The 25,480-nt window shown below is 67.9% G+C and carries 28 protein-coding genes; 18 read left to right on the top strand and 10 right to left on the bottom strand.

Annotated features, from left to right (window positions below; all coding sequences use genetic code 11):
• Positions 1 to 23: 23 nt before the first annotated feature.
• Entirely contained in the window at positions 24 to 584 is a 561-nt protein-coding gene (locus RR42_RS28755; protein ID WP_201777395.1) for an NADPH-dependent FMN reductase, read from the bottom strand.
• Positions 585 to 781: 197 nt separating this feature from the next.
• Here RR42_RS28755 and RR42_RS28750 point away from each other — a divergent pair, with 197 nt between their 5' ends.
• On the top strand, positions 782 to 1,957 hold the full coding sequence (locus tag RR42_RS28750; protein ID WP_043354987.1) for an ABC transporter substrate-binding protein: 1,176 nt from the start codon (positions 782 to 784) through the stop codon (positions 1,955 to 1,957).
• Here the strand turns inward: RR42_RS28750 and RR42_RS37960 are convergent.
• The 6 genes from RR42_RS37960 to RR42_RS28720 all read right to left on the bottom strand — a co-directional run bounded on the left by RR42_RS37960 (position 1,938) and on the right by RR42_RS28720 (position 6,739).
• Entirely contained in the window at positions 1,938 to 2,540 is a 603-nt protein-coding gene (locus RR42_RS37960; RefSeq protein WP_052495044.1) for a DUF6869 domain-containing protein, read from the bottom strand. The two genes, RR42_RS28750 and RR42_RS37960, sit on opposite strands and share 20 nt — an antisense overlap.
• Positions 2,541 to 2,666: 126 nt before the next feature.
• A complete protein-coding gene (locus tag RR42_RS28740) occupies positions 2,667 to 3,368 on the bottom strand; it encodes an ABC transporter ATP-binding protein (RefSeq protein WP_043354985.1) in 702 nt (233 codons plus the stop codon).
• Positions 3,361 to 4,113 carry an ABC transporter ATP-binding protein gene (locus RR42_RS28735; protein WP_043354984.1) on the bottom strand — a complete coding sequence of 251 codons (753 nt, stop codon included), beginning with the start codon at positions 4,111 to 4,113 and terminating at the stop codon, positions 3,361 to 3,363. The genes RR42_RS28740 and RR42_RS28735 overlap by 8 nt, the downstream gene beginning before the upstream one ends.
• Positions 4,110 to 5,126: a branched-chain amino acid ABC transporter permease gene (locus RR42_RS28730; RefSeq protein ID WP_043354983.1), complete on the bottom strand. Its 1,017-nt coding sequence runs from the start codon at positions 5,124 to 5,126 to the stop codon at positions 4,110 to 4,112. Before RR42_RS28730 ends, RR42_RS28735 begins: the two co-directional genes overlap by 4 nt.
• The gene (locus tag RR42_RS28725; protein ID WP_043354981.1) at positions 5,123 to 5,989 is read right to left on the bottom strand and encodes a branched-chain amino acid ABC transporter permease; all 867 of its coding nucleotides are present in this window, start codon (positions 5,987 to 5,989) and stop codon (positions 5,123 to 5,125) included. Before RR42_RS28725 ends, RR42_RS28730 begins: the two co-directional genes overlap by 4 nt.
• A gap of 285 nt (positions 5,990 to 6,274) precedes the next feature.
• Positions 6,275 to 6,739 carry a DUF3995 domain-containing protein gene (locus RR42_RS28720; RefSeq protein WP_043354979.1) on the bottom strand — a complete coding sequence of 155 codons (465 nt, stop codon included), beginning with the start codon at positions 6,737 to 6,739 and terminating at the stop codon, positions 6,275 to 6,277.
• Between the two features lie 140 nt (positions 6,740 to 6,879).
• Between RR42_RS28720 and RR42_RS28715 the strand changes: the two genes are divergently transcribed.
• From RR42_RS28715 to RR42_RS28675, 8 genes are all read left to right on the top strand, one after another.
• Positions 6,880 to 7,815 (top strand): aldo/keto reductase, encoded by a 936-nt coding sequence (locus RR42_RS28715; RefSeq protein ID WP_043358144.1) that lies wholly within the window; start codon positions 6,880 to 6,882, stop codon positions 7,813 to 7,815.
• Between the two features lie 7 nt (positions 7,816 to 7,822).
• Positions 7,823 to 9,190: an NTP/NDP exchange transporter gene (locus tag RR42_RS28710; protein ID WP_043358143.1), complete on the top strand. Its 1,368-nt coding sequence runs from the start codon at positions 7,823 to 7,825 to the stop codon at positions 9,188 to 9,190.
• A gap of 127 nt (positions 9,191 to 9,317) precedes the next feature.
• Positions 9,318 to 9,587, top strand: a complete 270-nt coding sequence (locus RR42_RS28705; protein WP_043354977.1) for a hypothetical protein — start codon at positions 9,318 to 9,320, stop codon at positions 9,585 to 9,587.
• Positions 9,588 to 9,711: 124 nt separating this feature from the next.
• On the top strand, positions 9,712 to 10,074 hold the full coding sequence (locus tag RR42_RS28700) for a hypothetical protein (RefSeq protein WP_043354975.1): 363 nt from the start codon (positions 9,712 to 9,714) through the stop codon (positions 10,072 to 10,074).
• A 400-nt stretch (positions 10,075 to 10,474) separates the two neighbouring features.
• Complete coding sequence (locus RR42_RS28690) at positions 10,475 to 11,461, top strand: Bug family tripartite tricarboxylate transporter substrate binding protein (RefSeq protein ID WP_043354971.1); 987 nt, start codon at positions 10,475 to 10,477, stop codon at positions 11,459 to 11,461.
• Positions 11,462 to 11,502: 41 nt separating this feature from the next.
• Positions 11,503 to 12,855 carry an acyclic terpene utilization AtuA family protein gene (locus RR42_RS28685; RefSeq protein WP_043354969.1) on the top strand — a complete coding sequence of 451 codons (1,353 nt, stop codon included), beginning with the start codon at positions 11,503 to 11,505 and terminating at the stop codon, positions 12,853 to 12,855.
• A 48-nt stretch (positions 12,856 to 12,903) separates the two neighbouring features.
• A complete protein-coding gene (locus tag RR42_RS28680; protein WP_043354967.1) occupies positions 12,904 to 13,251 on the top strand; it encodes a hypothetical protein in 348 nt (115 codons plus the stop codon).
• A gap of 83 nt (positions 13,252 to 13,334) precedes the next feature.
• Positions 13,335 to 14,309 carry a bifunctional helix-turn-helix transcriptional regulator/GNAT family N-acetyltransferase gene (locus RR42_RS28675; protein ID WP_043354965.1) on the top strand — a complete coding sequence of 325 codons (975 nt, stop codon included), beginning with the start codon at positions 13,335 to 13,337 and terminating at the stop codon, positions 14,307 to 14,309.
• Between the two features lie 57 nt (positions 14,310 to 14,366).
• Here the strand turns inward: RR42_RS28675 and RR42_RS28670 are convergent, their stop codons facing one another.
• Positions 14,367 to 15,113 carry a flagellar brake protein gene (locus RR42_RS28670; RefSeq protein WP_063778465.1) on the bottom strand — a complete coding sequence of 249 codons (747 nt, stop codon included), beginning with the start codon at positions 15,111 to 15,113 and terminating at the stop codon, positions 14,367 to 14,369.
• Between RR42_RS28670 and RR42_RS40555 the strand changes: the two genes are divergently transcribed.
• Positions 15,074 to 16,132 carry a flagellar brake protein gene (locus RR42_RS40555; protein ID WP_082055302.1) on the top strand — a complete coding sequence of 353 codons (1,059 nt, stop codon included), beginning with the start codon at positions 15,074 to 15,076 and terminating at the stop codon, positions 16,130 to 16,132. The genes RR42_RS28670 and RR42_RS40555 overlap by 40 nt on opposite strands.
• A 20-nt stretch (positions 16,133 to 16,152) precedes the next feature.
• A complete protein-coding gene (locus tag RR42_RS28660) occupies positions 16,153 to 16,668 on the top strand; it encodes a hypothetical protein (protein ID WP_052495041.1) in 516 nt (171 codons plus the stop codon).
• Positions 16,669 to 16,735: 67 nt separating this feature from the next.
• On the opposite strand, the gene RR42_RS28655 is transcribed toward RR42_RS28660, so the two are convergent.
• Positions 16,736 to 17,524: an IclR family transcriptional regulator gene (locus tag RR42_RS28655; protein WP_043358139.1), complete on the bottom strand. Its 789-nt coding sequence runs from the start codon at positions 17,522 to 17,524 to the stop codon at positions 16,736 to 16,738.
• A 326-nt stretch (positions 17,525 to 17,850) separates the two neighbouring features.
• Between RR42_RS28655 and RR42_RS28650 the strand changes: the two genes are divergently transcribed.
• The 3 genes from RR42_RS28650 to RR42_RS28640 all read left to right on the top strand — a co-directional run bounded on the left by RR42_RS28650 (position 17,851) and on the right by RR42_RS28640 (position 20,411).
• Positions 17,851 to 18,957 carry an S-(hydroxymethyl)glutathione dehydrogenase/class III alcohol dehydrogenase gene (locus RR42_RS28650; protein WP_043354963.1) on the top strand — a complete coding sequence of 369 codons (1,107 nt, stop codon included), beginning with the start codon at positions 17,851 to 17,853 and terminating at the stop codon, positions 18,955 to 18,957.
• 8 nt (positions 18,958 to 18,965) lie between these two features.
• Positions 18,966 to 19,817 carry an S-formylglutathione hydrolase gene (gene fghA, locus RR42_RS28645; protein ID WP_043354962.1) on the top strand — a complete coding sequence of 284 codons (852 nt, stop codon included), beginning with the start codon at positions 18,966 to 18,968 and terminating at the stop codon, positions 19,815 to 19,817.
• A gap of 231 nt (positions 19,818 to 20,048) precedes the next feature.
• Positions 20,049 to 20,411 (top strand): hypothetical protein, encoded by a 363-nt coding sequence (locus tag RR42_RS28640; RefSeq protein WP_043358138.1) that lies wholly within the window; start codon positions 20,049 to 20,051, stop codon positions 20,409 to 20,411.
• A gap of 5 nt (positions 20,412 to 20,416) precedes the next feature.
• On the opposite strand, the gene RR42_RS28635 is transcribed toward RR42_RS28640, so the two are convergent.
• Positions 20,417 to 21,415 (bottom strand): GlxA family transcriptional regulator, encoded by a 999-nt coding sequence (locus RR42_RS28635; protein ID WP_043354961.1) that lies wholly within the window; start codon positions 21,413 to 21,415, stop codon positions 20,417 to 20,419.
• A gap of 208 nt (positions 21,416 to 21,623) precedes the next feature.
• On the opposite strand from RR42_RS28635, the gene RR42_RS28630 reads away from it, so the two are divergent.
• From RR42_RS28630 to RR42_RS28615, 4 genes are read left to right on the top strand one after another with little or no spacing between them, the layout of a single operon-like run.
• Positions 21,624 to 22,688: an ABC transporter substrate-binding protein gene (locus tag RR42_RS28630; RefSeq protein ID WP_052495040.1), complete on the top strand. Its 1,065-nt coding sequence runs from the start codon at positions 21,624 to 21,626 to the stop codon at positions 22,686 to 22,688.
• Positions 22,669 to 23,703, top strand: a complete 1,035-nt coding sequence (locus tag RR42_RS28625) for an ABC transporter permease (protein ID WP_043354959.1) — start codon at positions 22,669 to 22,671, stop codon at positions 23,701 to 23,703. Before RR42_RS28630 ends, RR42_RS28625 begins: the two co-directional genes overlap by 20 nt.
• The gene (locus RR42_RS28620) at positions 23,697 to 24,527 is read left to right on the top strand and encodes an ABC transporter ATP-binding protein (RefSeq protein WP_043354956.1); all 831 of its coding nucleotides are present in this window, start codon (positions 23,697 to 23,699) and stop codon (positions 24,525 to 24,527) included. The genes RR42_RS28625 and RR42_RS28620 overlap by 7 nt, the downstream gene beginning before the upstream one ends.
• Before the next feature lie 3 nt (positions 24,528 to 24,530).
• Positions 24,531 to 25,475, top strand: a complete 945-nt coding sequence (locus RR42_RS28615; RefSeq protein ID WP_043354954.1) for a substrate-binding periplasmic protein — start codon at positions 24,531 to 24,533, stop codon at positions 25,473 to 25,475.
• The last annotated feature ends 5 nt before the right edge of the window (positions 25,476 to 25,480 follow it).

Genomic DNA, 25,480 nt, shown 5'->3' with positions numbered 1-25,480 from the left:
GCCAGCGGCCAGCCGCTAACCGGTCACGCAAGCGGAAATGTGGCAGCTGCCGTCGTCTTGTTAAGGACGACGGCATCGTACAGCGCCACCAGCGCTTCTTGAATGGCAGCGGCAATGGCCGGCGTCGAGACCATGCCATCCTCATCCAGCCCGGCGCCCAGCAATGGCACGGTGATCGACGCCGGCTCGATAATGACGGCGGCCATCGTCTTCAAGGTCTCGCGCAGTGCCGCATCGGCATGGTGCGCGCGCGGCGATGCATTGAGCACGGCGACCGGCTTGAAGGCGAACGGCTCGTAGCCCACCAGCCAGTCCAGCGCATTCTTGATCGTGCCGGTCACGCCGTGCGCGTACTCAGGGCTGGCGATCAGCAGCGCATCCGCCTGCGCCACCTCGGTAAAAAAACGTATGACGCTGGCATGCGGACATGCCTCGCCGTCCGGGTTGAACAGCGGCAACTCCCCAAGGCCGCTGAACACGGCGACCGACACATTCGCTGGCGCCAGCCGCGCGGCCGCGCGCAGCAGCGCGGAATTGACGGACACGGCCCGCAGGCTGCCGGATAGCGCAAGTACTTTCATCATTCCCGATTTGCACCGCATGGGTGGTATCTGAGCCAGCGCGCATTCTATGCCGACTGCGCGTGGCTGGCCGCAGCCCTTTGCGCAAGCCCCGATTGCACCAAACCGCCCTGCCCCCTAAACTCCTCTGCCAGTGCCCCGCGCCAGCACCCGCCCAGCCCCTTTGCGGGACCAGAGCGCACTCGACCAGGAGACCATCGATGACCTTTGCCCCCTTGCTGCGTGCCCTCGCGGCTTGCAGCGTGCTTGCCGTGGCGCCTTCGCTCGCCCACGCCGCCGATCCCGTCAGGATCGGGCTGATCGCGCCCTTCTCGGGCAGCTTTGCCGACTATGGCAAGCAGATGGAAGGCGGCATCAAGGCGTTCCAGAAGCTCAATGGCGATACCGTGGCGGGACGCAAGGTGCAGATCATCAGCAAGGACACCACGGGCCCGGCCCCGGATGTGGCAAAGCGGCTGGCACAGGAGCTGGTGGTGCGCGACAAGGTCGACGTGCTGGCCGGCTTCGGCCTCACGCCCGAGGCCCTGGCAGTGGCGCCGATTGCCGAGCAGGCCAGCAAGCCGATGGTGATCTTCAACGCAGCGTCGTCCTCGATCACCACCAAATCCGCGTATATCGCGCGGGTGTCGATGACCTTGCCGCAGATCTCGGCGCCGATGGCCACCTGGGCCATCAAGAACAAGGTGCGCAAGGTAGTGACGCTGGTGGCGGACTACGCGCCGGGGATCGACGCGGAGACCGCGTTCAAGACCAACTTCATCGGCGGCGGCGGACAGGTGGTCGAATCGATCCGGGTGCCGCTGCGCAACCCGGAGTTCGCGCCGTTCATCCAGCGCATCAAGGACGCCAGGCCGGAGGCGGTGTTTCTGTTCCTGCCCGCCGGCGAGCAAGGCGTGGCGTTCATGAAAGGCTTTCGCGAGCGCGGCCTGGCCGAGGCCGGCATCCGCGTGATCGCCACCGGCGACCTGACCGACGACCACGTGCTGCCGGCCATGGGCGACGCCACGCTGGGCGTGATCACGTCGTTCCATTACTCGATGGCGCACGATTCGCCCGAGAACAAGACCTTCCTGAAGGCCTTTGCCGAAGCCAACCCTGGCGCCGGCCGGCCTAACTTCATGGCCGTGGCCGCCTACGACGGCATGCGCGCGATCTACGATGCGTTGAAGAAGACCGGCGGTGCCACCGACGGCGGCAAGTTCGTCGCGGCGCTCAAGGGCATGAAGATCGCCAGCCCGCGCGGCCCGATCATGATCGACCCGGACACCCGCGACGTGGTCCAGACCGTCTATATCCGGCGCGTGGAAAAGGTTGGCGGCGAGCTCCACAACGTGGAGTTCGACAAATTCGACAACGTCAAGGATCCGGGGAAGTAGGCCAGGCGGCGCGATGCGGCGGCGAGTCTGCGTGCATTGCGCCTTCACGCTGCGGCAACCACGACGGCGATGGCACGATACGGGCAGGCTGTCTGTGGGCCTCGCGAGACACGCCAGCCTCGCCATCGGGCTGCGCCGCCGCGCCCTGCGCATCCCCGCCATGCTGGTCGTAGCATATCCACATCGCGCGCTGCGGCACTTCGTTGAAGTTGCTGTCGCTGGCGGCCAGCACGCGCGCCCAGACCTCGGGCGTGGAACTGCGCCAGACGCCGCACAGCAGGCGGCGAAAGCGCGGGTCGCGCGCGGCCTCCTGCTCGATGCGGCCGATGAAGGCCGGGCCGTGGTACTCGATCAGGTCTTCAAGCTCGCCGGCGGCAAGTGCGCCAAGTACGCGGGGACTGTCGGTGCGGGCCAGGACTTCCAGCACCAGCCGCCATAACCCTTCGGGGTCGTTGACGCCGAGCCAGTCGCAGGCCTGCCAGACCCAGAACGAGCGCACCTCGTGACGGCCAATGGCCGGGTCGTAGCGGCTGTAACGCTGGATATAGGCGTTGACGAGCCGGTTCTGCTCATGGGTTTCCATAGTTCCCCGTGACTACCCGCCTGCGAAAAATGGGCACTGCCGATGGCCGAAGGCGTCGTTGCCGCCAACGGCCGCCAACGTTCGCCGCCAATCGCCTGCCGCCGGTTGACCATACCGGGGTTGGGCTCAGGCAACCGTCAGCAACCTGTCCAAACTGGCCTTGTCCGCCAGCAGCTCCGCGCTGGTCGACTCAAACACTACCCTGCCGCGATCGAGCACCATCGCACGCCGCGTCATGCCAAGCGCCAGGCGAGCGTGCTGCTCCACCACGATCACAGCCATGCCGCCCTCTTCGATCAAGCGGCGTATCACATGCTGCAATTCCTGAACAATAATAGGCGCCAATCCCTCCATCGGCTCGTCGAGTAATAGCAGGGCCGGGTTTACCATGAGCGCCCTGCCAATCGCCAGCATCTGCTGTTCTCCCCCCGACAACTGGTTGCCCAGGTTTGCGCGCCGTTCCTGCAGTCGGGGAAAGACTTCGTAGACCCGAGCGACATGCCAGTGGCCCGGACGCGCCACCGCCGTCAGGTGTTCCTCCACGGTCAGGGACGGGAACATGCAGCGCTCCTGCGGCACCCATCCCAGGCCGGCGGCGGCGCGCTGGTGCGCCGCCAGCCGCGCCAGGTCGCGCCCGCGCCAGGACAGGCTGCCGCGCCGCTGCCGGGTCAGGCCCATCAACGTCATCAGCAGCGTGCTCTTGCCCACCCCGTTGCGGCCCAGCAAGGCCAGGCTCTCGCCGGCTTCCAGCACCAGGTCGATGCCGTCAAGCACGACGGCGTCGCCATAGCCCGCGCTCAGCCCCTGCACCCGCAGCAGTTCAGTCATGGGCAGCCTGCCCGAGGTATACCTCCCTGACGCGGGGATCGGCGCCGATCTCCGCGGGCGTGCCCTCGGTGAGCACGCGGCCACCCACCAGCACCGTGATGCGCTCAGCAAAGCGGAATACCAGGTCCATGTCGTGCTCGATAAACAGGATGGTGATGCCGCGCGGCAAACCGGCGATCACGCCGAACAGCTCGGCGCTCTCCCCGGCCGGAATGCCCGCCGCGGGTTCATCCAGCAGCAGGATGGCGGGCCGGGTGGCCAGCGCCAGCGCGATTTCCAGCAGACGCTGCTTGCCGTATGGCAGGCTGCGCGTCTCGGTATCGGCCTCGGCGTCCAGGCGCAGGCTGGCCAGCACCGCCATGGCCTCGTCGGCCAGTGCCCGCTGCGCAGCCACGGTACGATGCCAGATCCGGGTGGCGCCGCTGCGCTCTGCCACCGCCAGCACCACGGATTCGAGCACCGTCAGGCCGGGGAACAAGGTGTTGATCTGGTAGGTCCGGGTCATGCCGCGCCGCACCCGTGCGTACTGGGGCAATTGCGTGATGTCCTCGTCGCCCAGCCAGATGCTGCCGCGGCTGGCCGGCAAGGCGCCGGTGAGCAGGTTGATGAAGGTGGTCTTGCCGGCGCCGTTAGGCCCGATCAGCGCATGGCGGGCGCCCGGTGCAAACTGCAGGGAGATGTCGCTGTTGGCGGCAAACCCGCCCCAGGACCTGGACAGCCCCTCGGTACGCAGCAACCTGGTCATGGCCGCCTTCCTCCCGGCTTGCGGCGCATGCGGCGGCACAAGGCATCCAGCGCGCCCATCAGCCCGCCACGCGCAAACAGCACGATCACCACCAGCAGCAGGCCAATCCAGAACTGCCAGTACACCGGATTGATGCCTGCCAGCACATCCTGCGCGATCATGAACACGGCCGCCCCGAGCAGTGCGCCGTACAAGCGGCCCGCGCCACCCAGCACCAGCATCACCAGGAGTTCGGCCGAGCGCGGGAAGCCCAGCACATCCATGCCGACGAACTGCGTCGTCTGCGCCAGCAGCCCACCGGCTATGCCGGCCAGCGCCGCCGCCACGGCGAACACCGCGCCCAGGCGGCGCGGCACGTCGACACCCAGCGCCGGCATGCGGCGCGCGCCCTCGCGCATGCCGCGAAGCGACAGCCCGAAGGGAGAAGCCACCAGCCTGCGCACCAGCACGAACAGCAGGAACGTCACCACCAGGCTGTAAAGGTAGGCGGTCTTGCCGAACAGGTCGAACTCGAACAGCCCGAGCAGCGGCGCCATGGTGACGCCCGACAGGCCATCCACGCCGCCGGTCAGGAAAGCCGCCTTGTTGGCCGCCTCGAACAGCATCAAGCCGATGCCCAGCGTGACCATGAGCCGGGTCAGGTCCCCGCCGCGCACCACCAGGAAACTCGCCAGCCAACCCGCCAGGCCGGCCACCGCGCCGGCCGCGAGCAGGCCCGAGACCGGCTCGCCCCAGCCATGCGCGGCGAGCAGCCCGGCGGTGTAAGCGCCCAGGCCGAAGAAGGCCGCATGCCCCAGCGAGACGATCCCGGCGTAGCCCAGCAGCAAGTCCAGCGACAGCGCGAAGAGCCCGGTGATCAGCACCTGGCTGCCAAGGATCAGGTAGCCGGGCAGCAAGAAGATCACCGCCACCGGCACCAGCCAGAACACGATCTCGCCAACGCGCCAGCGCCCGTCGGGCAAATGAGTGCGCCGCGCGATCGCGCGATTCGGTACCCCGTCAACGGCGCTCATGCCCGCCTCCCATAGAGACCGGCCGGGAACAGCACCAGCAGCAGCACCATCAGCGCATAGATGACAAAGGCGCCAACCGCCGGCACGTAATACTTGCCTGCCACATCGGCCACGCCCAGCAGCAGCGCCGCCACCAGCGGGCCGCGGATGGTGCCCGCGCCGCCCACGGCCACCACCAGCAGGAAATACACCATGTACTTGAGCGGGAACGACGGATCGAGCCCCAGCACGTCGATGCCCAGCCCGCCGCCCAGCCCGGCCAGCCCGGAGCCAAGCGCGAAGGTCAGGCTGAATACCCGCTCCACATTGATGCCCAGGCCGCGCGCCGCTTGCTGGTTGTCCACCGCCGCGCGCACCTGCGCGCCAAAGCGCGTGCGCGCCACCAGCCAGCCCAGCGCCACGGTGATGACCACCACCACGCCGATCAGGAACAGGCGATAGGCGCCAAGGTCCAGGCCCGCCGCGCGCACCTGGCCGAGCAGGACCGCGGGCAGCGCCACCGGCTGCTGGCCCGGCCCGAACACGTAGGTGGCCCCCGCGATCGCCATGAAGGTCAGCCCGATCGAGAACAGCACCTGGTCGAGATGGCTGGCGCGGTACAGGCGCCGGTACAGGGTGCGCTCCAGCACCCAGCCCACCGCCGCGGCCCCCACGAAGGCTAGCGGCAGCGTCGCCAGGAAGGGCACGCCGGCCCGGGTCATCAGCACCACTGCGACGTAGCCGCCGAACATGGCGAACGCGCCGTGCGCCAGGTTGACGAAATTCATCAGGCCCATGGTCACCGACAGCCCTACGCTGATCAGGAACAGCAGGCAACCATAGGCCAGCCCGTCGAACAGCACGCCGAGGAAGCTGGCGATCATCGCAGGCCCTCCGCCGGCCGCGGTGGTGGGCAACCAAGCTTTGTCATGACATCTCCTGGCAGCAGGCCTGCCGGCCCGGCGCCGATGATCGCGCCCTGGGTGCGCATCGTGGTCTCCCGTTTCCCATTTGCCGTTTGCCGTTTTCGTTGCTTGCCTGGCCCGCCGGATGGGCCGTGGCGGCAGCGCCCGGCCCAAGGTGCAGGGCATTGTCAGACGCGCCACTTCACTTTGCAATCAGGGGTTCTTGCGATACGGCGCATGCGGCTGCCAGGCATGCGGCGCCGCTCACGGCGGGAGAATCGCCACGTACGCCAGGCCTGCGGACAGCGCCAGGCACAGGGGGGAATAGACCCGCGTATCCAGCCAGGCAAACGAAGAGCCGGTGATGCGCTTGAAAAAGCCAACCAGCCGAAAATCGCCCACCGCCCTGGCCAGCATGGCCAGCGCGACCAGGCCGATGGCCCATTGCAGGATCGGTCCGGTGCTAGGCGCCGTGGCCAGCCCGGCGCGCGCCCCCACCATCAAGGCCACCGCCGCCAGACCAACGGCCACCAGCAGCGTGCCCGTGCGCGAGGGCGTAAAGGCGGGCACCATCGCGCTCGCCATTGCCGGTGGCGCAATGTCGCCGGCGGCCACCTTGCGCGGCACGCGGGGAACGGCGGCATCCTTTGCCAGGCGCCCGCCCAGCGCCCAGTAAACATGCACGACGGCAAGCAAGAGGTAGGTGCAGGCGACCAGCAGAGCGACCATGGCGGCAGGATTCCTATTCGTGAGAATATGATACGGACCGGGGCAACAGCTTAAGCGAGCCGGGCCGCTGCGCGGTGCGCAGTGACTAAATGCCGCAGCCCCGGCCGCCGGAATCCGGGCTCGCCAGCAAGGAGATCGTCATGTCATCCGATAGACGCCGTTTTCTTGGCCGCGGCGCGCGCCTTGCCGCCGCACTTAGCCTGCCCTGTGGCACCTGGCCCGCAAGCACGCTCGCGGCGCCGCCCGCTGCAGGGCCATTGCGCCGGGCACTGCCCGGCGGCCACGACACCCTGCCTGTGATCGGCATGGGTACGTCCAACACCTTCAACGTGGGAACGGAACGCGCCGAACGCGCCCCGTTGGCCGAGGTCCTGGCCCTGCTGCTGCAAACGCCCGGCTCGGTGATCGACACCGCGCCCAGCTATGGCAGCGCGCAAGGCGTCACCGGCGACCTGCTGCGGGACGCCAATGCGCGCGGCAAGGTCTTCCTGGCCACCAAGATATCCAGCCCGGCCGGCGGCGCGGCGCAGGCGCAATGGACACAGTCGCTGCGCGACCTGCATAGCGATACCGTGGATCTGCTACAGGTCCACAACCTGATCGACTGGCGCGACAACCTGCGCTTTGCACGCCAACTGAAGGATCAGGGCAAGACCCGCCATGTCGGCATCACCCACTACCGCGAGGACGCGCATGAGGCGCTGGCGCAGATCGTGCGCAGCGAACGCCTGGATTTTGTGCAGCTGAACTATTCCCTGGCCGAACGCAATGCCGAGCGCGCGCTGCTGCCGCTGTGCCAGGAGCGCGGCGTGGCCGTGCTGGTCAATCGCCCGTTCCAGGACGGGCGCCTGTTCCGCGCCGTCAAGGACCGGCCGCTGCCGCCCTGGGCCAGCGAGATCGACTGTGCGTCGTGGGGCCAGATCTTCCTGAAATTCATCATCAGCCACCCAGCGGTGACAGCGGCGATCCCCGCCACCTCCAAGCCCCGAAACATGCAGGACAACCTTGGCGCGGGCCTTGGCCGCATGCCCGATGCGCGCCAGCGCGAGCGCATTGCCGCGCTGCTGGCCGCTTGAACCCGGCATGGCAAGCCCCATCCACTCCGAGCACGCCAGGCAGGCCACCCGGCACGGGCTTGGCATCCAGCCCGGTGAAGGCGGCGCCGTCGCGGCTGGCTTCCTGTTCTTCTTCTGCCTGTTCGCCAGCTACTTCATGCTGCGCCCGGTGCGAGAGACCATGGGCATCGCCGGCGGCGTGCAAAACCTGCAATGGCTGTTTACCGCCACCTTCGTAGTCATGCTGGTGGCCATCCCGTTCTATGGCTTGTGCAGCGCGCGGCTGCCCCGCCGGCGTTTCGTGCCCTGGGTCTATGCATTCTTTATTGCCAACCTGCTGGGCTTTGCAGTGGCCACGCGTGGCGCGCCGGACAGCATCTGGCTGGCGCGCGCATTCTATGTCTGGCTATCGGTGTTCAACCTGTTCGTGGTGTCGGTGGCCTGGAGCCTGATGGCGGACGTGTTCCGCCCCGGCCAGGCGCGCCGGCTGTTCGGCTTGCTGGCCGCTGGCGCCAGCGCGGGCGGCCTGGCCGGCCCGCTGCTGGGCGGCTGGCTGGTGACGCGCATCGGCCTGACCGGGCTGATGGTGCTGTCGGCAGCGCTGCTCGCGGCCACGCTGCCCGGCGTGGGCTACCTGTTCGGCTGGCGCAAGCGCGCCGGCGCGGGCATGCTGGTGGCGGACGATCCGGTGCCGGCGCAAGACCCGGCCCGGCCCATCGGGGGCGGGCTCTGGGCCGGGCTGACACTGGTGGCGCGGTCCCGTTACCTGCTTGGCATCAGCCTGTTCGTGATCCTGCTGGCCACGGCCAGCACGTTCCTCTACTTCGAGCAGGCCAGGCTGATGGCGCAGACCTTCCCCAGCCGCACGCAGCAGACCCAGGTGTTCAGCGCCATCGATGCCATCGTGCAGGCGCTGACCATCCTGGTGCAGGTGTTCCTGTCGGGGCGCATCGCCAGGCGCTATGGCGTGGCCTCACTGCTCACGGCGGTGCCGCTGGCGGTGGCGGCTGGCTTCCTGGTGCTGGCGCTGTGGCCCACCTTCGCCGTGCTGGCCGGCGCGATGATCCTGCGCCGCGTGGGGGAATACGCCTTGTTGCGCCCGGGGCGGGAGATGCTGTTTACCGTGGTGGATGCACAGACCAAGTACAAGGCGAAGAATGTGATCGACACCGCCGTCTATCGCGCCGGCGATGCCGTCAGTGCCTGGTTCAAGACCGCCATCGATGGGCTTTCCGGTCACCCGGCCGTGGTGGCGTGCACCGGCGCCGCGCTGGCGCTGGGATGGGCGTGGCTGGGATGGTGGCTTGGCCGACGGCATGAAGGCCAGGCCGGGAACGCGCCGGCGGCGGCCCGCACCGGCATGACCCCGGTGTCGCATGATGGCAGCGGCGCTTGAGTGGCCTGGTTATCAAGCAGGAAGCTGCAAGCACGATACGCGAATCAGGCTTTGTCCTACACCGCATCCACGGTAACAGTGCGGATAATTGTGACTGTTGTGACGGATTATTTTTTGAGGAGCATCGATGAAACCCGGAATTCCAAGCCTCAAGGCAGCCGCGCTGGCAGCCGCCCTTGCCCTGGGCGGCATCGCCCACGCCCAGCTTGCACCGCCGCAGCCGCAGCAGCCACAGGGCGAGCGGGCCACGGCAACGCCCATGCCGGCCCAGCCTGCGCGCCACAAGAAGCATAAGCACAAGCACCATCACAAGAAGGCGCCGCCGCAGGCCGCCCCGGGCGCCGACGCTGCACCGCCTGCGGCCCCGCAATCGCCGCCGCCGCGCCCTGCACCCTGATCGGCGTGATCACGGTGATATCGGCGTTACATCTGCTAACCGCGCCAGTCCCTTGCACAGACACCTGACCGCTACGATGACGTCATGGCCAGCCGCCCTCGCTGGCCGTCACCAGGAGTCAGTCATGCGCAACACTCATCGTGCCATCCGCGTCATCGGCGCCGGTATCGTCGCCGCCGCGCTGCTCGCCGCAGGACCCGCTTCGGCACGTGACCGCTACCGCGATGGCGGCTACCACGGCGGCGACGGTTCGGCCGGTGCGGTAGCGCTCGCCATCGGCGCCCTGGTCGGACTGGCCGTGATCGGCACCGCCGTGGCCAGCCAGCCGGTCGTTGTCGCCGCGCCACCTCAGCCCGCATATGGCCCCCCGCCGGGATACTGCTATCGGGATTACGATCGCGCGTACGTGCCATGCGCGCCGCAGCCGGCGCCCTATTACTATCAGCAGGCACCGCAGCCGCAATACCAGGGATATCAAGGGTACTGAGCGCAGCTACCGCCAGGCACCACCCTGGTCCCCCATCGTCAGCATCTGCCGGATCGCCTGCCCGGTGCGTAGCCGGCCGAAGCCATCATTGATGTCTTCGAGCCGGAGCGTGCCGGTCAGCAAACGGTCCGCCGGCAGCGTGCCCTGGTGGTACGGCGCGATATGCGCGCGAGGCGCCCGCCACCAGCGCGGCACCACCGGGATCAGAGCCGCAGAGCGCCTTGGTGATGCATCGAATTTTCATTCAATGAAAATACTTAGCCGTTGTTTGACCTTCAAACCGGCTCATGCATAAGATCATCCAAAATAGATTTCACTCAACGAAATGTTGCGGCGCACCTGCGCACACGGCATGAGCACCGGGCACCGCCGTCACGGCGGCGCCTGCGAGGAGACAACGATGCACCGACGTGCCACCCTGCGCCTGGCCGCCATGGCCTGCGCCGCCCTGTGCGCCCAGCTTGCGCTGCCGGCGCGAGCTGCGGACAACTACCCCACCAAGCCGCTGCGGCTGGTGGTGCCTTTCACCCCCGGTGGCACCACCGACATCCTCGCGCGCCTGCTGGCGCAGAAGCTGGGCGAGGCGCTGGGACAAACCGTGGTAGTGGACAACCGGCCCGGCGCCGGCGGCAACATTGGCGCCGAGGCCGTGGCCAAGGCCGCCCCGGACGGCTACACGCTGCTGATGGGCACGCTAGGCACCCAGGTCACCAACCAGTTCCTCTACGCGCGCATGCCGTATGACTCGGCCAAGGACTTCGCGCCGGTGACGCTCGTCGCCAACTCGCCCAACGTGCTGCTGACCAACGCCACGCTGCCGGTCAAATCGGTGGCCGAACTGATCGCTCTGGCCAGGCAGCGCCCGGGCAGCCTCAACTACGCCTCCACCAGTACCGGCGGCTCGCCGCACCTGTCCGGCGAATTGCTCGACAGCATGGCCGGCGTGAAGATGCAGCACGTGCCGTACAAGGGCGCGGCGCCCGCCATGACCGACCTGCTGGCGGGCCAGGTCAACCTCATGTTCGACAACCTGCCCTCGGCGCTGGCGCAAATCCAGGCCGGCAAGGTGCGCGCACTGGCGGTAACCAGCCCGCAGCGCTCGCCCATCCTGCCCGATGTGCCCACCGTGGCGGAATCCGGCTTGCCCGGCTACGTGGTGAACTCGTGGTTCGGCCTGCTGGCCCCTGCCGGCACGCCGAGCGCGCTGGTGGCGCGCCTGCAGCAAACGGTGGCCAAGGTGCTGGCCACGCCCGAGGTCAAGCAGCGCATCGAGCAGCTTGGCGCGGTGCCTGGCGGCGACTCTCCCGCCGCCTTCGCCGCGGTGATCCGCGCCGATACCGAGAAATGGGCGCGCGTGATCAAGAGCGCAGGCATCCAGGCACAGTAAGACCAGGATTCCACGCAAAACAACAAACCAAGGATCCCGTCATGGCAACCAAGACCCTGCGCATTGGCTCAGGCTCCGGCTGGTGGGGCGACCGCGTCGAACCCGCGGCCCTGAGCGCGCAGCACGGCAAGCTCGATTTCCTCTGCTTCGAAACCATGGCCGAGGCCACCGTCTGCGCCGCGCAGGTGCGAAAACGCCGCGACCCCGCCTTCGAAGGCTACGACACCTACCTCGACGAGCGCATGCGCGCCGTGCTGCCGCACTGCATCGCCAACGGCACGCGCATCGTCAGCAACCAGGGCTGGATCAATCCACTGGGCGCGGCGCGGCGCATCGCGCAGCTGTGCGCAGAGCTCGGCCTGCCCCGCGTGAAGATCGCGGCCATCACCACCACCGACCTGACCGGCACCATCTGCGACCAGCCGCTGGAGATCCTGGAGACCGGCGCGCCCATCGCCACCCTGCGCGGCTCGCTGATCTCGGCCGAGCCGTATGAGGGCGCGGAGCCGATCGTGCGCGCGCTGCAATGCGGTGCGCAGATCGTGGTGACGGGCCGCGTGGCCGATCCTTCCCTGTTTCTCGCGCCGATGATGCATGCGTTCGGATGGCAACCTGACGAGACCGAATTGCTCGCGCGCGGCAGCGCCATCGGGCATTTGCTGGAATGCGGCGCGCAGGTGACCGGTGGCTATTTTGGCGACCCGGGCTACAAGGACGTGCCCGAGCCGTGGAACCTGGCCTTCCCGATTGCCGAGGTGGACGTGAGCGGCACGGCCGTGATTTCCAAGGTGGCGGGCACCGGTGGGCGCATCGACCTGCAAACCGTCAAGGAGCAGATGTTCTACGAGGTGCACGACCCGCGCCGCTACATCACGCCGGACGTGGTCGTGGATTTCACCACGGCGCAACTGGAGCAGGTTGCGCCCGACCAGGTGCGCATGAGCGGCATCAGCGGATCACCGCGCACGCCCACGCTCAAGGTCTCGCTTGGCTGCACGGAGGGCTTTATCGGCGAGGACATGTTCTTCTACGCCGGCCCCGGCTGCCTGGAAAAAGCGCGGCTGGCCAAGACCATCCTGGCGCACCGGTTCGCGCTGGCGGGGCTGGACGCGCAAGCGCTGCGCATCGACTTTCTCGGCGTCAACGCCATTCACGGCGAGGCCTCCCCGGCGCCGGCCTGCGAGCCCAACGAGATTGCCGTGCGCGTGGCCGCGCGCACCCTCACCCGCGCGCAGGCCGCCAAGGTCGGCCGCGAGATCGACAGCATGGCCGTGTGCGGCCTGGCCTCCACCGGCAAGCGCGTGCCGCACCAAGAGCGCACGCGCGAGATCATCGGCGTGTGGTCGGCCCTGGTGCCGCGCGCGCAGGTCAGTTCCGAGATCCATTTCCTTTGATCCGTTTCCTCCGGTCCCTTACCTTCGATCCGCAGCGAGGCACATCCCATGAAAGTTCCGCTAAGGCGCGTGGCACATACGCGGTCCGGCGACAAGGGCGATATCTCGAACACCTCGGTGATCGCCTACGACGCCGCGTTCTACCCGTATCTCAAGGCGCAGCTCACCGCCCAAGCCTTCAAGAGCCTGTATGGCGGCGTGGTCACCGGCGAGGTCGATCGTTTTGAGGCCGATGGCTTGCAAGTGCTCAACTTCGTCGCGCATGGCGCGCTAGGGGGCGGCGTGTCGCGCAGCCTGGCGCTGGACAACTATGGCAAGGCGCTGGCCAGCGCGGTACTGCGGTTCGAGGTAGAGGTGCCGCAGGCCTTGGCCCCATTGTTGCGCGGACCGGCGTAGGCAGGCCTCGCTCCGGCTGGACTCCTTGAAGAACTTGCGATCCGCAACTACTATGGTTGCGATACACAACCAATGGAGCCGCCATGGATATCGTCGAGCCCCTGCCCGAGCCGCGTGATGCCACGATCGCCGCGCTCAGGGTGTTCTCCAGAAAGCTGGTCCGCGAGCTCGGCTTCATGCGGACCACGCTGGCCGATAGCCAGCTTGCGCCCTCCGCAGTGCACGCCATCATCGAGATCGGGCTGGCGCCGGGGCTGCAGGCGCGCGATCTGGCCAGTATCCTGCGGCTCGACAAGTCCAATACAAGCCGGCAGCTCGCCAAGCTCGAATCGTTGGGTCTGGTCGCACGCACGGCCTCGACCGATGATGCGCGCGCATCCCATCTGAACCTGACCGACGCCGGCAGGCACTTGCACCACCAGATCGATGGCTTTGCCACGGAACAAGTCTCCAGCGCATTGCGGCGGCTGACTCCGGCCGACCAGCAAGTGCTGGTCCGGTCCCTGTCGGTCTATGCGGATGCGCTTGCTGCGGACAACGCGCAAAAGACCACCGGGGACGATGCCGGCGTGCGCAGCGCGATCCAGGAAGGCTACCGGCCGGGCTGCATCGGCGACATCGCCAGCCTGCATGCCCGCTTCTACTCGCAACTGGTGGGATTCGGCAGCTTCTTCGAACACAAGGTGGCCACCGAGCTGGCTGGTTTCGTGACCAGCCTGCCATCGCCGGACAGGCAACTGTGGCTGTGCGTGGAAGGCGGCCGGTCGCTGGCCAGCATCGCCATCGATGGCGAACCGGGCGGGCTCGCCCACCTGCGCTGGTTTATCGTCGACAACGCCTTGCGCGGCACCGGCGTCGGACGCCAGTTGCTGGAGCGCGCGCTGGATTTCGCGGATGCGCGCTACAGGCAAACCTACCTGTGGACCTTCAAGGGCCTCGACGCGGCGCGCCATCTCTATGAGTCCCACGGGTTTCAACTTGCGCAGGAGGCGCCGGGCGAGCAATGGGGGGCCGCCGTGACGGAGCAACGCTTTGTGCGCCATGCCGCCAAGGGATGATGGTTGCTCAACCGTGGCCGCAGCGAGGCTGAGCGGCCCGCTTGCCGGCTTGCCGGCTTACTCGCGGCCGGCCAGCTCCAGCGCAAACACAACGCGCTGCAGCCACCTGGCGGCCTGAGCATCCATCTGGCCAAAGTGGCAGCCAAAATGGTGGTGCGCCTCGTCGCCGCGCCAGGCCTTCCGATGGCGCACCACCTGCAATGCCAGGTTCAACCCGCCCAGCTCGCCAAGGTCCAGATGGCATTCAGCGATCCAGGTTCCGACCGGCAACCGCTGCGGGCCGACACTGCGGGAGCGCAAGCCCACGCCGGACACCGACACGTCAGCCACTTCCATCTCCACGAGCTGGCCGTCGCTGAGCAGGATCTGGCAGCGGCACTGCTTTTCCTCCTGCGGGCGGACGCGAAAATGCCTGCGGCGCGGGACTTGATAGATCCCGGTCGGGTAAGGAGCGAGAAACGCCGGTCCGCCGTCGAAACGGGTGACGGCGGCAGAAGCGATGCGGAACTGGAACGTGATGTCGCCCATCGAGGCCGAGGCCGCCATATCGCTGGCGTTCAGGATTGCCTCCAGTTCCACGCCATTGCGGCACCACGCGAGCACGCAGGTGCCTTTGGATGGATCGATGAACAGAAAGCTTGAAGCCACCCGGCACTGCTGCGCAGGATGGAGATGGAGCCTGATGCGCTTGCGAACCAGATCCTGCAGGATCTCAAGTACCTGGTCCGGATCGCTGATCCGCTCGACATCGCCGTTTGCCGCCAATGGAAACGGCAAGGACGTGCCTATGGCTGCCGAGGCCATGGTGGTGGTGCCGGGTGGCCCGGGAGCATTGCCGCGCGCGCGCTACGATTCATCGCAACTCACTCATTCAAGACATTGGATATTGGATCGGACAACGCTGCGCGCATCCAGCTTCGAGGCTGCACTTCCCTGCTTTGTATCATTCGTTCATTCGTTCATTCGTTCATTCGTTTACTCGTTTGCATGCCGACGGCTCTAACGGCATTGCAAGCACGTTCTTTAGGCATCCGCGCGCGCTTGCCCGGACTAAAGATTGGCAGATTCCTGCCGTTAGGCAACGTTTAGCAGCCATGCTTGCGGCCGCCTTCGCCTGCCAGCCACACCAGCCCATGAATAGACTTGATCCCGCTTCGATAGACCCGCCGTCACCGGATGGATACCAGCACGCGCTTGCGGATGAGATCCATGACATGCTGGATATCCTGGCTACGCAGGAGCGCTACCTCGACTTGCGCTTGCCGGATGGGCGCACCCTGCGCTCGCGGGTGTTGTTCGTGGATGCCGCAGCGCGCGAGTTTACGCTTGAAGGATGCGAGAGCGAATCCGATAACCAGGCGGTACTGGCCAGCGCACAGAGCGAGCTTTCGACCGTGTTCGACGATGTCTCGGTCACGCTTGCCCTGGGCGCCGCGAAACGCTGCGTGTTCGACGGCGCTACCGCCTTCGCCGTGCCGCTCCCGGAGATGCTGTCCCAGGTGCAGCGGCGGCGCAACTACCGGGCAGAGACGCTCGACTATAACTACACGTTCGAGGCCGCATTGCCTGACGGCACCGCACTCATCCTGGACATTGCCGACCTGTCGGCTTGCGGCGTGGGCCTGCGCTCGCGCACGCCGGGGACAACCGCGCTGGCCGTCGGGACGGTGCTCCCCAGAGGCATCCTCAGCTTTGGCTCGCTGGCCAGGCTCGAGGTCAGCGTGCGCGTAATGCGTCACCAACTGGTGCATACAGCCGATGATGTGGTACACCACTACGGCTGCGAATTCGTCGCGTTCGATCAGGCCGCCTTGCTCGCCTGAGTCCCCTCCCGGAGCCATCCATGTACCACTCGCATCGCCTCTTCGGCGCCCTGCTGCTTTCGATGTGCTCGCTGACGGCAACGGCACGCGACTCGCTGTGCACGAAGGACGAACAAGTTGCGTTCTCCTGCGCCGTCAAGGGCAACAAGCTTGTATCGCTGTGCGCGTCGCCGGACCTGTCCAAAACCAAGGGGTATGTGCAGTACCGCTTTGGCAAGAAGGGCGCCGTCGAACTGGCGTACCCGAAACTCACGGATGATCCGCGCAAGCACTTCCGCTGGGGTGTCACGGCCTACTCCGGCGGCGGCACCGATTACTTCAGGTTCTCCAACGGCGGCTACGACTACGTGGTCTATGCCGGCAGCGGCAAGGGCTGGGAGAAGGAGGGGCTGGTCGTGGAAAAAGACCAGAAACGCATCGCCAGCCTGCCTTGTCGCGATGGCGGGCTGGGGCCCGACAACTGGGCGGTGATGTATTCCGCAGGCTTGCCGGAACTGGACCAGGGCAAGCCGGCGGAACAGTTCGACATGCCTTGAGGCACGCCAGCTCAGAGACGCACCGCGCCGACGAACTACTGCGCTATTGCGCTACTGCACTCTTGCACTAGTCTCCCAGCGCCCGGCGCGCCCATGCACCCGTGATGCGCCGCGCCTCTTCCTTTAGCCGGCGCGCCATCTTCGCCTCGCGAGACAAGATCCGCTCGCTCAGTGCCGCCACGCTCAACGCGCCCAGCGGGCGGCCCTCGTAGTCAAGCAGCGGCACGGCGATGCCGCCCATCTTGTCGACCACCCAATCCAGGAACAAGGCATGGCCGCGCGCACGGGCGGCCTCGATCTGCTCGCCGATCACCTCGGCCGTGAGGCGCGGGTAACGTGCGCATTGCGCCTTGCCAAGCCGGGTCCGCGCGGCGCGCTCGGCTTCCGGCATCCAGGCCAGTACCGCCAGGCTGCCTGCGCCCACCCCGAGCGGGCGGCGTGTGCCGATCTCGACATAGTTGGCGCGAATCGGGAACGTGCCCAGCTCGATATCCGCCACCACCGATTCGCCCCGGCTGGCCAGGGTCAGCACGGCGGTATCCTCGAACTCCTCCACCAGCCGCTCCAGGCTCGGCCGCGCCAGCGCGCGCAGGTCGACCCGGCGCTGGGCCACGTCGGCCAGCTGGAATATCTCCGGGCCGATGCCAAAGCGCCGGCTGGCATCGCGAGTGACAAAGCCTTCCGCCACCAGCAACTCCAGCAGGCGCGACGCGGTGGCCGGGTCCAGCCCGGTGGCGCGCGCCACGTCGGACAGGCGGCGCACTTGCGGGTCGGACAGGGCTCGCAGGATCCAGAGGGCGCGTTGCACTGGCGAGGCGCGGGAGGTGCGGGAGGTGCGCTCGACGTCGTGACTCACGTCCGGCCCTTGCTGGTGGTAGGCGAGGCGGACAGGCAATACGGCAAGGACATTGAGCTTGGGCGGCAACGCGTGGGTGGAACCGGCATTTAAGCCGCAGCCGCCGGCCAGGTCAACCAAGCCGGCCAGTCAACCCACGTTTTTGGCCAAACAGCGGGCGCCCAGGGCCAAATCCGCCGCTTCAGGCATCCATGGCCAGCCGGATCGACGTATAGTCTCTGCTGACGAAAGCTGCCGCGCCCGGGCTTGCACCGCGCGGCGCCGACTTACGTCCCCGGACATCGGGCCGGCGCCCTGGCTGCCAGCCACTACCAAGGAAAACCATCATGAAAACCAAAGCTGCAATCGCCTGGAAAGCCGGCGCCCCGCTGACCGTGGAAGAAGTCGACCTGGACGGCCCGCGCGCCGGCGAAGTGCTGGTGGAGATCAAGGCCACGGGTATTTGCCATACCGACTACTACACCCTGTCGGGCGCCGACCCGGAGGGCATCTTCCCGGCCATCCTGGGCCACGAAGGCGCCGGCATCGTCACCGGCGTGGGCCCGGGCGTGACCTCGCTCAAGCCGGGCGACCACGTGATCCCCCTCTACACGCCGGAATGCCGCCAGTGCAAGTTCTGCCTGTCGCGCAAGACCAACCTTTGCCAGGCCATTCGCTCGACCCAGGGCAAGGGCCTGATGCCCGACGGTACCTCGCGCTTTTCCATCGATGGCAAGCCGATCTTCCATTACATGGGCACCTCCACCTTTGCCAACCACATCGTAGTGCCGGAGATCGCGCTGGCCAAGATCCGCCCGGACGCGCCATTCGACAAGGTTTGCTACATCGGCTGCGGCGTGACCACCGGCGTGGGCGCGGTGCTGTTTACCGCCAAGGTGGAGGCCGGTGCCAACGTGGTGGTGTTCGGCCTCGGCGGCATCGGCCTGAACGTGATCCAGGCGGCCAGGATGGTGGGCGCGGACAAGATCATCGGCGTGGACCTGAACCCGGGCCGCGAAGCCATGGCGCGCAAGTTCGGCATGACGCATTTCGTCAACCCGAACCAAGTCGAGAACGTGGTGGACCATATCGTGCAACTGACCGATGGCGGCGCCGACTACTCCTTCGAGTGCATCGGCAACACCAAGGTCATGCGCCAGGCGCTGGAGTGCTGTCACAAGGGCTGGGGCAAGTCCATCATCATCGGCGTGGCCGAGGCCGGCGCGGAAATCTCCACCCGCCCGTTCCAGCTGGTGACCGGGCGCGAATGGAAGGGATCGGCCTTCGGCGGCGCGCGCGGGCGCACCGATGTGCCCAGGATCGTCGACTGGTACATGGAGGGCAAGCTCAACATCGACGACCTGATCACCCACACCCTGCCGCTGGAGCGCATCAACGAGGGCTTCGACCTGATGAAGCGCGGCGAGTCGATCCGCTCGGTCGTGCTGTACTGAGGCCGGCCATGCTAGAGCTTCTCTCCGAGCACGGCTGCTTCGGCGGCGTGCAGCGTTTCTATCGCCATGCATCGGCCACCATTGGCCTGCCGATGCGGTTCTCGGTGTTCCTGCCCGCGCAGGCGCTGGTCCAGCCCGAACAGCGCCTGCCCGCGCTGTTCTACCTGGCCGGCCTGACCTGTACCGAGGAAACCTTCATGATCAAGGCCGGGGCCCAGCGCTATGCCGCCGAGCACGGCCTGATCCTGGTGGCGCCGGATACCAGCCCGCGCGACACCGGCATTGCCGGCGAGGCCGAGTCGTGGGATTTCGGCGTGGGGGCGGGCTTCTACCTGGACGCCACGCAAGCGCCGTGGAGCCAGCACTGGCGCATGGAAAGCTACGTGACGCAAGAGCTGTTCGACCTGGTCACCACGGTGCTGCCCGCCGACGCGCAGCGCGTCGGCATCTTCGGCCACTCGATGGGCGGGCACGGCGCGCTGGTGCTAGCGCAGCGTCACCCCGGGCGCTTTCGCTCGGTGTCGGCGTTCGCGCCGATCGCCGCGCCCACGCGTTGCCCCTGGGGCGAGAAAGCGTTCAGCCGCTACCTGGGCACGGATCGCGCCAGCTGGGAACAGTACGATGCCTCGGCACTGATGGCGCGCCAGGCAAAGGCGCCCTTTCCCCGCGGCATCCTGGTCGACCAGGGCCTGGCAGACAAATTCCTTGCCGATCAGTTGCATCCGGAGGTCTTCGAAGCCGCGTGCGCCGCCATCGGGCAGCCGCTGCTGCTGCGCCGGCACGAGGGCTACGACCACGGCTACTACTTCATCTCCACCTTGATGGAGAACCATCTCCGGCATCACGCAGCGCAGCTCTGAAGCTGCGCCGCCGGCGATTTCGGACTCTCCAGGCAGTTCCACCGAGAACCTGCCCGAGACCCTGATGATGCACCTGCTGGTGGAGGACCTTTGGGCAGGCGGCGCCGCTTGGTAATACGTTGAAACAAGACGGTGGCCGCTGAAACGGAATCCGCCGGGCGCGGCGTTGCCCGCCGGCGCGGCATGCTGCTAGCATCCTCCGGGAACGCGACAACCCCGAAGGACATCACGATGCTCCGCAGCGCCCGCACTTCCCGCCTGATTCCCGTGGCGGCCACGTTGATGCTCTGCTGCGCCGCCTTTGCGCAGGGCTCGCCCGCCGGCGGCGACGAAGCCATGAACGCGATCCAGAGCAACTTCGCGCGCATGACGCCCTCGCCGCGCACGGTGGACAGCATCAACCAGGAGTTGCGGCAGAACCACACCGCGCCGGTCGGGACCAGCGGGCGTGGCGGCGGCCGAGGCCGGGGTCGCCAGCGCTCGCAAGACAGCACGCAGAACGGCAGCGGCGCCGATACGCCGGCGAGCCAGGATCCGGGCCTTCACGCCAATGCGCCCTCCGCGGCGGCGTCGCCCGCCACAGGCAACCAGTAGCCGCGCTATGGCCGCACGGCCCCAAACCGCTCGCGGTACTCGCGCGGCGTGATACCGAGCTGACGCAGGAACGCGCGCCGCAGCCCTTCATCCGACCCAAAGCCGGTGCGCGCCGCAATGGCCTTGAGCGGCAGCTCACCCTGCTCCAGCAGCCGCCGCGCCCCTTCAATGCGCGCCGACTCGATGAACGCCATCGGGCTGGCACCCGCCTCCCGCGCAAACACGCGCCGGAAATTGCGCTCACTCATCGCCACCCGCCCCGCCATTTCCTCCAGCGTGAAGTCGTGCGCCAGGTCGGACAGGATCCAGTCCTGCACGCCGCGAATGCCGGCATGGCTGGTCGCCTGGCTGGCCAGGTGCAGGCTGTACTGCGATTGGCCGCCCGGGCGCTTGAGGTAGACCACCAGCTCGCGCGCCAGGTATAGGGCCAGGTCCCGGCCGAGATCCTCTTCCACCACGGCCAGCGCCAGGTCGATGCCGGCGGTCACCCCGGCGGACGTCCACAGGTTGCCCTGGCGGATGAAGATAGCATCCGCATCCACCTCCACGGCTGGAAAGCGCTGGCGCAGCAGCGTGGCCACGCTCCAGTGCGTGGTGGCGCGGCGCCCGTCCAGCACGCCCGCCGCCGCCAGGAAAAAGGTGCCCGAGCACAGCGCAATCAATCGTCCGATGCGAGGCGCCACGGCACGCGCCCACGGCACGATGCCTTGGGCATCGCCCATGGCCCGCTCGATGTCGCGCGCGCCGACGATCACCGCGATATCCGGCAGCAGCACGGGATCGAGCCGCGCCGTGGCCTCCAGCGTCATCAGCGTGTCCGAGCGCACCGGGCCGGCCTCCAGCGCCACCACCCGCGTGGCATAGGCCGGTGGCTGCCCGAGCTGGGCCAGCCGCACATTGGCGTAGTCGAACACCGTCATCGGGCCGATCGCCTCCATGGCCTTGAAGCCGGGGTACACCACGATATCCACCCGCCTCGGGGCGGTGACTGCCTGCGCTTGCATCGATCTGACCGGAGCCGAAAGCGGCGATCTTAACCCAGCAGGCCTTCGGCCACCGTCTGCGCACAAGCATATGCAGCGCCCGCATTAGTCGCTGGGCGTGCAAGCTTGTGCCAACAAATTCGTTCTATTGCAGTGAACCTGTTCTTAGCATGGTGCATATCGTCCACATCCCACCACATCGGGCATACCGCCGCCTACGAGGAGTGTCATGCATCAAGAGCCAGAGCAACCGTTGGCCAACCACCGTCCCGCGTGCGCGGACAACCCGCGCAGCACCGCCACCCTGAGCCGCCGCGGCTGGCTACAGGCGGCCGGCACGCTGGCCGTGGCCAGCAGCGTCGCGCCCTTTGTCTGGACGTCCCGGGCCAGCGCCGCGGGGCAGCGCAAGCCGATCAAGCTGGCCTGGAACGCCAGCAGCGTGTGCCTGGCGCCGGTCGCCGCGGCCGTAAAGGAAGACATCTTCCGCAACCATGGCCTTGAGGTGGAGCTGATCAACTTTGGCGGCTCCACCGACCAGTTGCTGGAAGCCATCGCCACCAGGAAGGCAGATGCGGGCGTGGGCATGGCGCTGCGCTGGCTTAAGCCGCTGGAACAGGGTTTTGACGTGAAGCTGACCGCCGCCACCCACGGCGGCTGCATGCGGCTGCTCACCCTGCGCAATTCCGGCGTGACCGACCTGACGAGCCTCAAGGGCAAGACGGTGGCGGTCAGCGACATGGCCAGCCCGGCCAAGAATTTCTTCTCCATCCTGCTGGCCAAGCGCGGCATCGACCCGGTGCGCGACGTGCAGTGGCGCCAGTACCCGGCGGACCTGCTCGGCATCGCGCTGGAAAAGGGCGAGGCCCAGGCCGCCGCCGATGGCGATCCGCGCACCTACCTGCTGCGCAAGGAACGCAGCCTGGTCGAGGTGGCCACCAACCTGTCGGATGAATATGCCAACCGCTCGTGCTGCGTGCTGGGGATTCGCGGCAGCCTGCTGCGCGAGGACAAGCCGGCCGCCGCCGCGCTCACGCACGCCGTGCTGCAGGCGCAGGACTGGACGGTAGCGCACCCGGAGGACGCCGCCCGGCATTTTGCCGAGTTCGCCAAGGTGCCGCAGGCCGATGTGGTGGCCATGCTCAAGAGCCACACCCACGGCCACCATCCGGTCGGCGCGGACCTGAAGAAGGAACTGGCGCAATACACGGACGAGCTCAAGCTGGTGTCGGTCATCCGGCCAGGCACCGATTCCAACAAGTTCGCGGAGCGCATCTATGCCAACGTTCTCGGCTGAGGGGCAACACGGCGTGCATGGCGTGCAGGATGCGCACGATGACTTCCTGGCCGTGCCCGCGCCAGCCGTGCCGCGCGTCTGGCTGGGTGGCGCGCTGGCTGCGGCGGCCTGGCTGAGCGTGGCGGCCATCGTCAAGTTCTGGCCGGAGCCGGAGGACTGGCCGCTGACCCATGAGACCGCCTCGCTGTTCGCGGGCATTGCCGCGGTGCTGCTGGTGCTGGCCTTCGTGCAGCACCGGCTGGGCGGCATAGGCGCTTGGTTGCGCCGCGCGGGGCCCTGGCTGCTCGTGCTAGCCGTGCTGACCTTCATCTGGGAAGTGGTGACCGCCAAGCTCGGGCTGCTGCCGCGCCCCTTCTTCGCACCGCCGCAGGCGCTTGTCGAAGTCTTTGTCGAGGACTATGCGCGGCTTGCAGAGGCGGTGGCGCATTCGTTGCGCCTGCTGGCCACCGGCTACCTGCTGGGCGCGCTGGCGGGCTTCCTGACTGGCGTGTCCATCGGCTGGTCGAGCCGCGCGGGCTACTGGGTCCATCCGGTGCTGCGCCTGCTGGGCCCGCTGCCGGCCACGGCCTGGCTGCCGATCGTGTTCTTCGCCTTTCCCAGCAGCGCCAGCGCCGCCACCTTCCTGGTGGCGCTGGCCACGTGGTTCCCGGTCACGGTGCTGACCTGGTCCGGCGTGGCGGCGGTCGACCCGGCCTACTACGACGTGGCGCGCACGCTCGGCGCCAAGGAGCGCTTCCTGGTGCTCAAGGTGGCGGTGCCGGCGGCACTGCCCAGCGTGTTCGTTGGCTTGTTCATGGGCCTTGGCGCGTCGTTCTCCGTGCTGGTGGTGGCCGAGATGCTGGGCGTCAAGTCCGGGCTGGGCTGGTATCTGCAATGGGCCCAGGGCTGGGCCGCCTACGCCAGCATGTACGGCGCGCTGCTGGTCATGGCGATCATCTTCTCCGGGCTCATCACGCTGCTGTTCCGCTCGCGGGATCGCCTGCTGGCATGGCAAAAAGGAGTGGTCAAATGGTAAGCGCCGTGCTCGATAAACCCGCCCAGGCCCAACCTGCGCAAGCCGCCACCGGCAGGGACAGCGCCAGCAACGGCGTACGCCTGACGATCGACCAGGTGAGCCACCATTTCACGCTGCGCGACCAGGTGTTGCCGGTGCTCAGCCGCGTCAGCCTGACGGCCGAGCCAGGCGAATTCGTGGCCCTGCTCGGCCCCAGCGGCTGCGGCAAGTCCACCCTGCTGCGGCTCGTTGCCGGGCTGGAGCCGCCGCGGCGCGGCACGCTCGCAGTGGATGGCGTGCCGATCGGCGGGCCGGACCCGAGCCGGGTGGTGGTGTTCCAGGACCCGACGCTGTACCCGTGGCGCACCGTCTGGGACAACGCCGCGCTGGGCCTGGAGGCGCGCGGCTTGCTCGGCAGCCAGCGCGAGCGCGTGGACGATGCGCTGGCGCGCGTTGGCCTGACCGAGTTCGCGCGAGCCTATCCGCGCCAGCTGTCCGGCGGCATGGCACAACGCGCCGCGCTGGCGCGCGCGCTGGTCAACGAGCCGCGCTTGCTGATCCTCGACGAACCGCTGGGCAAGCTCGATTCCCTCACGCGCCTGAGCATGCAGGGCGAACTGGTGTCGTTATGGCAGCGCGCGCGCTTTACCGCGCTGCTGGTCACCCACGACGTGGAAGAAGCGCTGCTGCTGGCAACCCGCGTGATCGTGTTCAGCGAACGCCCCGCCCGCATCACGGCGGAAATCAAGATCGATCGCGACTACCCGCGCCACCGCGACGATCCCGAGCTGATCCGGCTGCGCCGTGAAATCCTGGGCCTGCTGGGACTGGGCCAGGGATGGTAAGCCATGCCCGATGAGCTCTGGCATCTGAACGGCACCGGATGGCTGGGCCCGCATGCGGTGCAACAGCGCAACCCAGCGCGCGCCCTGCCCCGCATCCCGCCGGCAGCGCTGCGTGCCGTGCGCCGCGCGGCAGGCGCCATGGCACTGGCCGCCGGTGCCATGGCCGTGCCACTCTGGCTGTTCACGGGTGCACCCTGGCAAGCACAACCGTCCGAGCCCGGCCCACTGCTCCTGCAGGCCCGGGCGCGCGGCGAGCTGGTGGTGGGCGTGCACGCCTATGCGCACCCCACGCCACCAGGCCGGCCCCTGATCGCGGAGCCCGACCCGGGCGAGGCCGCACTGGCCGCCGAGCTCGGCCGCGCGCTGGGCGTACCGGCGCGGCTGCGTCATCTGCCCGTTGCAGGCATTGGCGACAGCGCCAACACGGATATCGACCTCGCCTTCGGCGCGCCGCGGAACGCCGGACATCCGCGCGCGGCTGCCGTGCCGGCGCCGGCCACGCCGCGCGGCACCTTGCTGACGCTACGCTACACGCCGGTCAGCCGGCTCGATGCCCTCAACGGCAAGACGGCCTGCGTGAGCGCGGGCAGCCCCTTTCAACCCGCGCTGGCGCGCGCCGGCGCCGTGCTGCGCGGCTATCCCTCCGCGCTGCAGGCGCTGCTGGCGTTCCGCCGCGGCGAGTGCGCGGCGGTGGCGGAAGACGCCACCCTGGTCGCCCGGGTGATGCGCTTGCCCGAGTGGCGTTTCTTTACCGCGGCGCCGCTGGTGCTCGACGGCGAGGGCGCGGCGCTGGCGCTGCGCCAGCCGGACGCGCAATCGGCCCGCTACCTGGCGCAATGGCTGGCGCGCTGGCAGCGCGACGGGCGCCTTGCGCGGCTGCGCGACGCGGCCGCCGGCGACGCAGCTTTCAACATGATGCTGGTGGAAAGCGGGCTGATTTGCCACTAAGCCCC

It is taken from the genome of Cupriavidus basilensis (assembly GCF_000832305.1).
GTDB classification, from domain to species: Bacteria; Pseudomonadota; Gammaproteobacteria; order Burkholderiales; family Burkholderiaceae; genus Cupriavidus; species Cupriavidus basilensis_F.
The sequence above is the reverse complement of the archived record's forward strand: the minus strand, read 5'-3'. Positions and strand labels throughout refer to the sequence as shown.

Coding starts and splice junctions, on each gene's coding strand:
- RR42_RS28755 (WP_201777395.1), bottom strand. CDS start 584: ATGATGAAAGTACTTGCGCTATCCGGCAGCCTGCGGGCCGTGTCCGTC.
- RR42_RS28750 (WP_043354987.1), top strand. CDS start 782: ATGACCTTTGCCCCCTTGCTGCGTGCCCTCGCGGCTTGCAGCGTGCTT.
- RR42_RS37960 (WP_052495044.1), bottom strand. CDS start 2,540: ATGGAAACCCATGAGCAGAACCGGCTCGTCAACGCCTATATCCAGCGT.
- RR42_RS28740 (WP_043354985.1), bottom strand. CDS start 3,368: ATGACTGAACTGCTGCGGGTGCAGGGGCTGAGCGCGGGCTATGGCGAC.
- RR42_RS28735 (WP_043354984.1), bottom strand. CDS start 4,113: ATGACCAGGTTGCTGCGTACCGAGGGGCTGTCCAGGTCCTGGGGCGGG.
- RR42_RS28730 (WP_043354983.1), bottom strand. CDS start 5,126: ATGAGCGCCGTTGACGGGGTACCGAATCGCGCGATCGCGCGGCGCACT.
- RR42_RS28725 (WP_043354981.1), bottom strand. CDS start 5,989: ATGATCGCCAGCTTCCTCGGCGTGCTGTTCGACGGGCTGGCCTATGGT.
- RR42_RS28720 (WP_043354979.1), bottom strand. CDS start 6,739: ATGGTCGCTCTGCTGGTCGCCTGCACCTACCTCTTGCTTGCCGTCGTG.
- RR42_RS28715 (WP_043358144.1), top strand. CDS start 6,880: ATGTCATCCGATAGACGCCGTTTTCTTGGCCGCGGCGCGCGCCTTGCC.
- RR42_RS28710 (WP_043358143.1), top strand. CDS start 7,823: ATGGCAAGCCCCATCCACTCCGAGCACGCCAGGCAGGCCACCCGGCAC.
- RR42_RS28705 (WP_043354977.1), top strand. CDS start 9,318: ATGAAACCCGGAATTCCAAGCCTCAAGGCAGCCGCGCTGGCAGCCGCC.
- RR42_RS28700 (WP_043354975.1), top strand. CDS start 9,712: ATGCGCAACACTCATCGTGCCATCCGCGTCATCGGCGCCGGTATCGTC.
- RR42_RS28690 (WP_043354971.1), top strand. CDS start 10,475: ATGCACCGACGTGCCACCCTGCGCCTGGCCGCCATGGCCTGCGCCGCC.
- RR42_RS28685 (WP_043354969.1), top strand. CDS start 11,503: ATGGCAACCAAGACCCTGCGCATTGGCTCAGGCTCCGGCTGGTGGGGC.
- RR42_RS28680 (WP_043354967.1), top strand. CDS start 12,904: ATGAAAGTTCCGCTAAGGCGCGTGGCACATACGCGGTCCGGCGACAAG.
- RR42_RS28675 (WP_043354965.1), top strand. CDS start 13,335: ATGGATATCGTCGAGCCCCTGCCCGAGCCGCGTGATGCCACGATCGCC.
- RR42_RS40555 (WP_082055302.1), top strand. CDS start 15,074: ATGGAAACGGCAAGGACGTGCCTATGGCTGCCGAGGCCATGGTGGTGG.
- RR42_RS28670 (WP_063778465.1), bottom strand. CDS start 15,113: ATGGCCTCGGCAGCCATAGGCACGTCCTTGCCGTTTCCATTGGCGGCA.
- RR42_RS28660 (WP_052495041.1), top strand. CDS start 16,153: ATGTACCACTCGCATCGCCTCTTCGGCGCCCTGCTGCTTTCGATGTGC.
- RR42_RS28650 (WP_043354963.1), top strand. CDS start 17,851: ATGAAAACCAAAGCTGCAATCGCCTGGAAAGCCGGCGCCCCGCTGACC.
- fghA (WP_043354962.1), top strand. CDS start 18,966: ATGCTAGAGCTTCTCTCCGAGCACGGCTGCTTCGGCGGCGTGCAGCGT.
- RR42_RS28640 (WP_043358138.1), top strand. CDS start 20,049: ATGCTCCGCAGCGCCCGCACTTCCCGCCTGATTCCCGTGGCGGCCACG.
- RR42_RS28635 (WP_043354961.1), bottom strand. CDS start 21,415: ATGCAAGCGCAGGCAGTCACCGCCCCGAGGCGGGTGGATATCGTGGTG.
- RR42_RS28630 (WP_052495040.1), top strand. CDS start 21,624: ATGCATCAAGAGCCAGAGCAACCGTTGGCCAACCACCGTCCCGCGTGC.
- RR42_RS28625 (WP_043354959.1), top strand. CDS start 22,669: ATGCCAACGTTCTCGGCTGAGGGGCAACACGGCGTGCATGGCGTGCAG.
- RR42_RS28620 (WP_043354956.1), top strand. CDS start 23,697: ATGGTAAGCGCCGTGCTCGATAAACCCGCCCAGGCCCAACCTGCGCAA.
- RR42_RS28615 (WP_043354954.1), top strand. CDS start 24,531: ATGCCCGATGAGCTCTGGCATCTGAACGGCACCGGATGGCTGGGCCCG.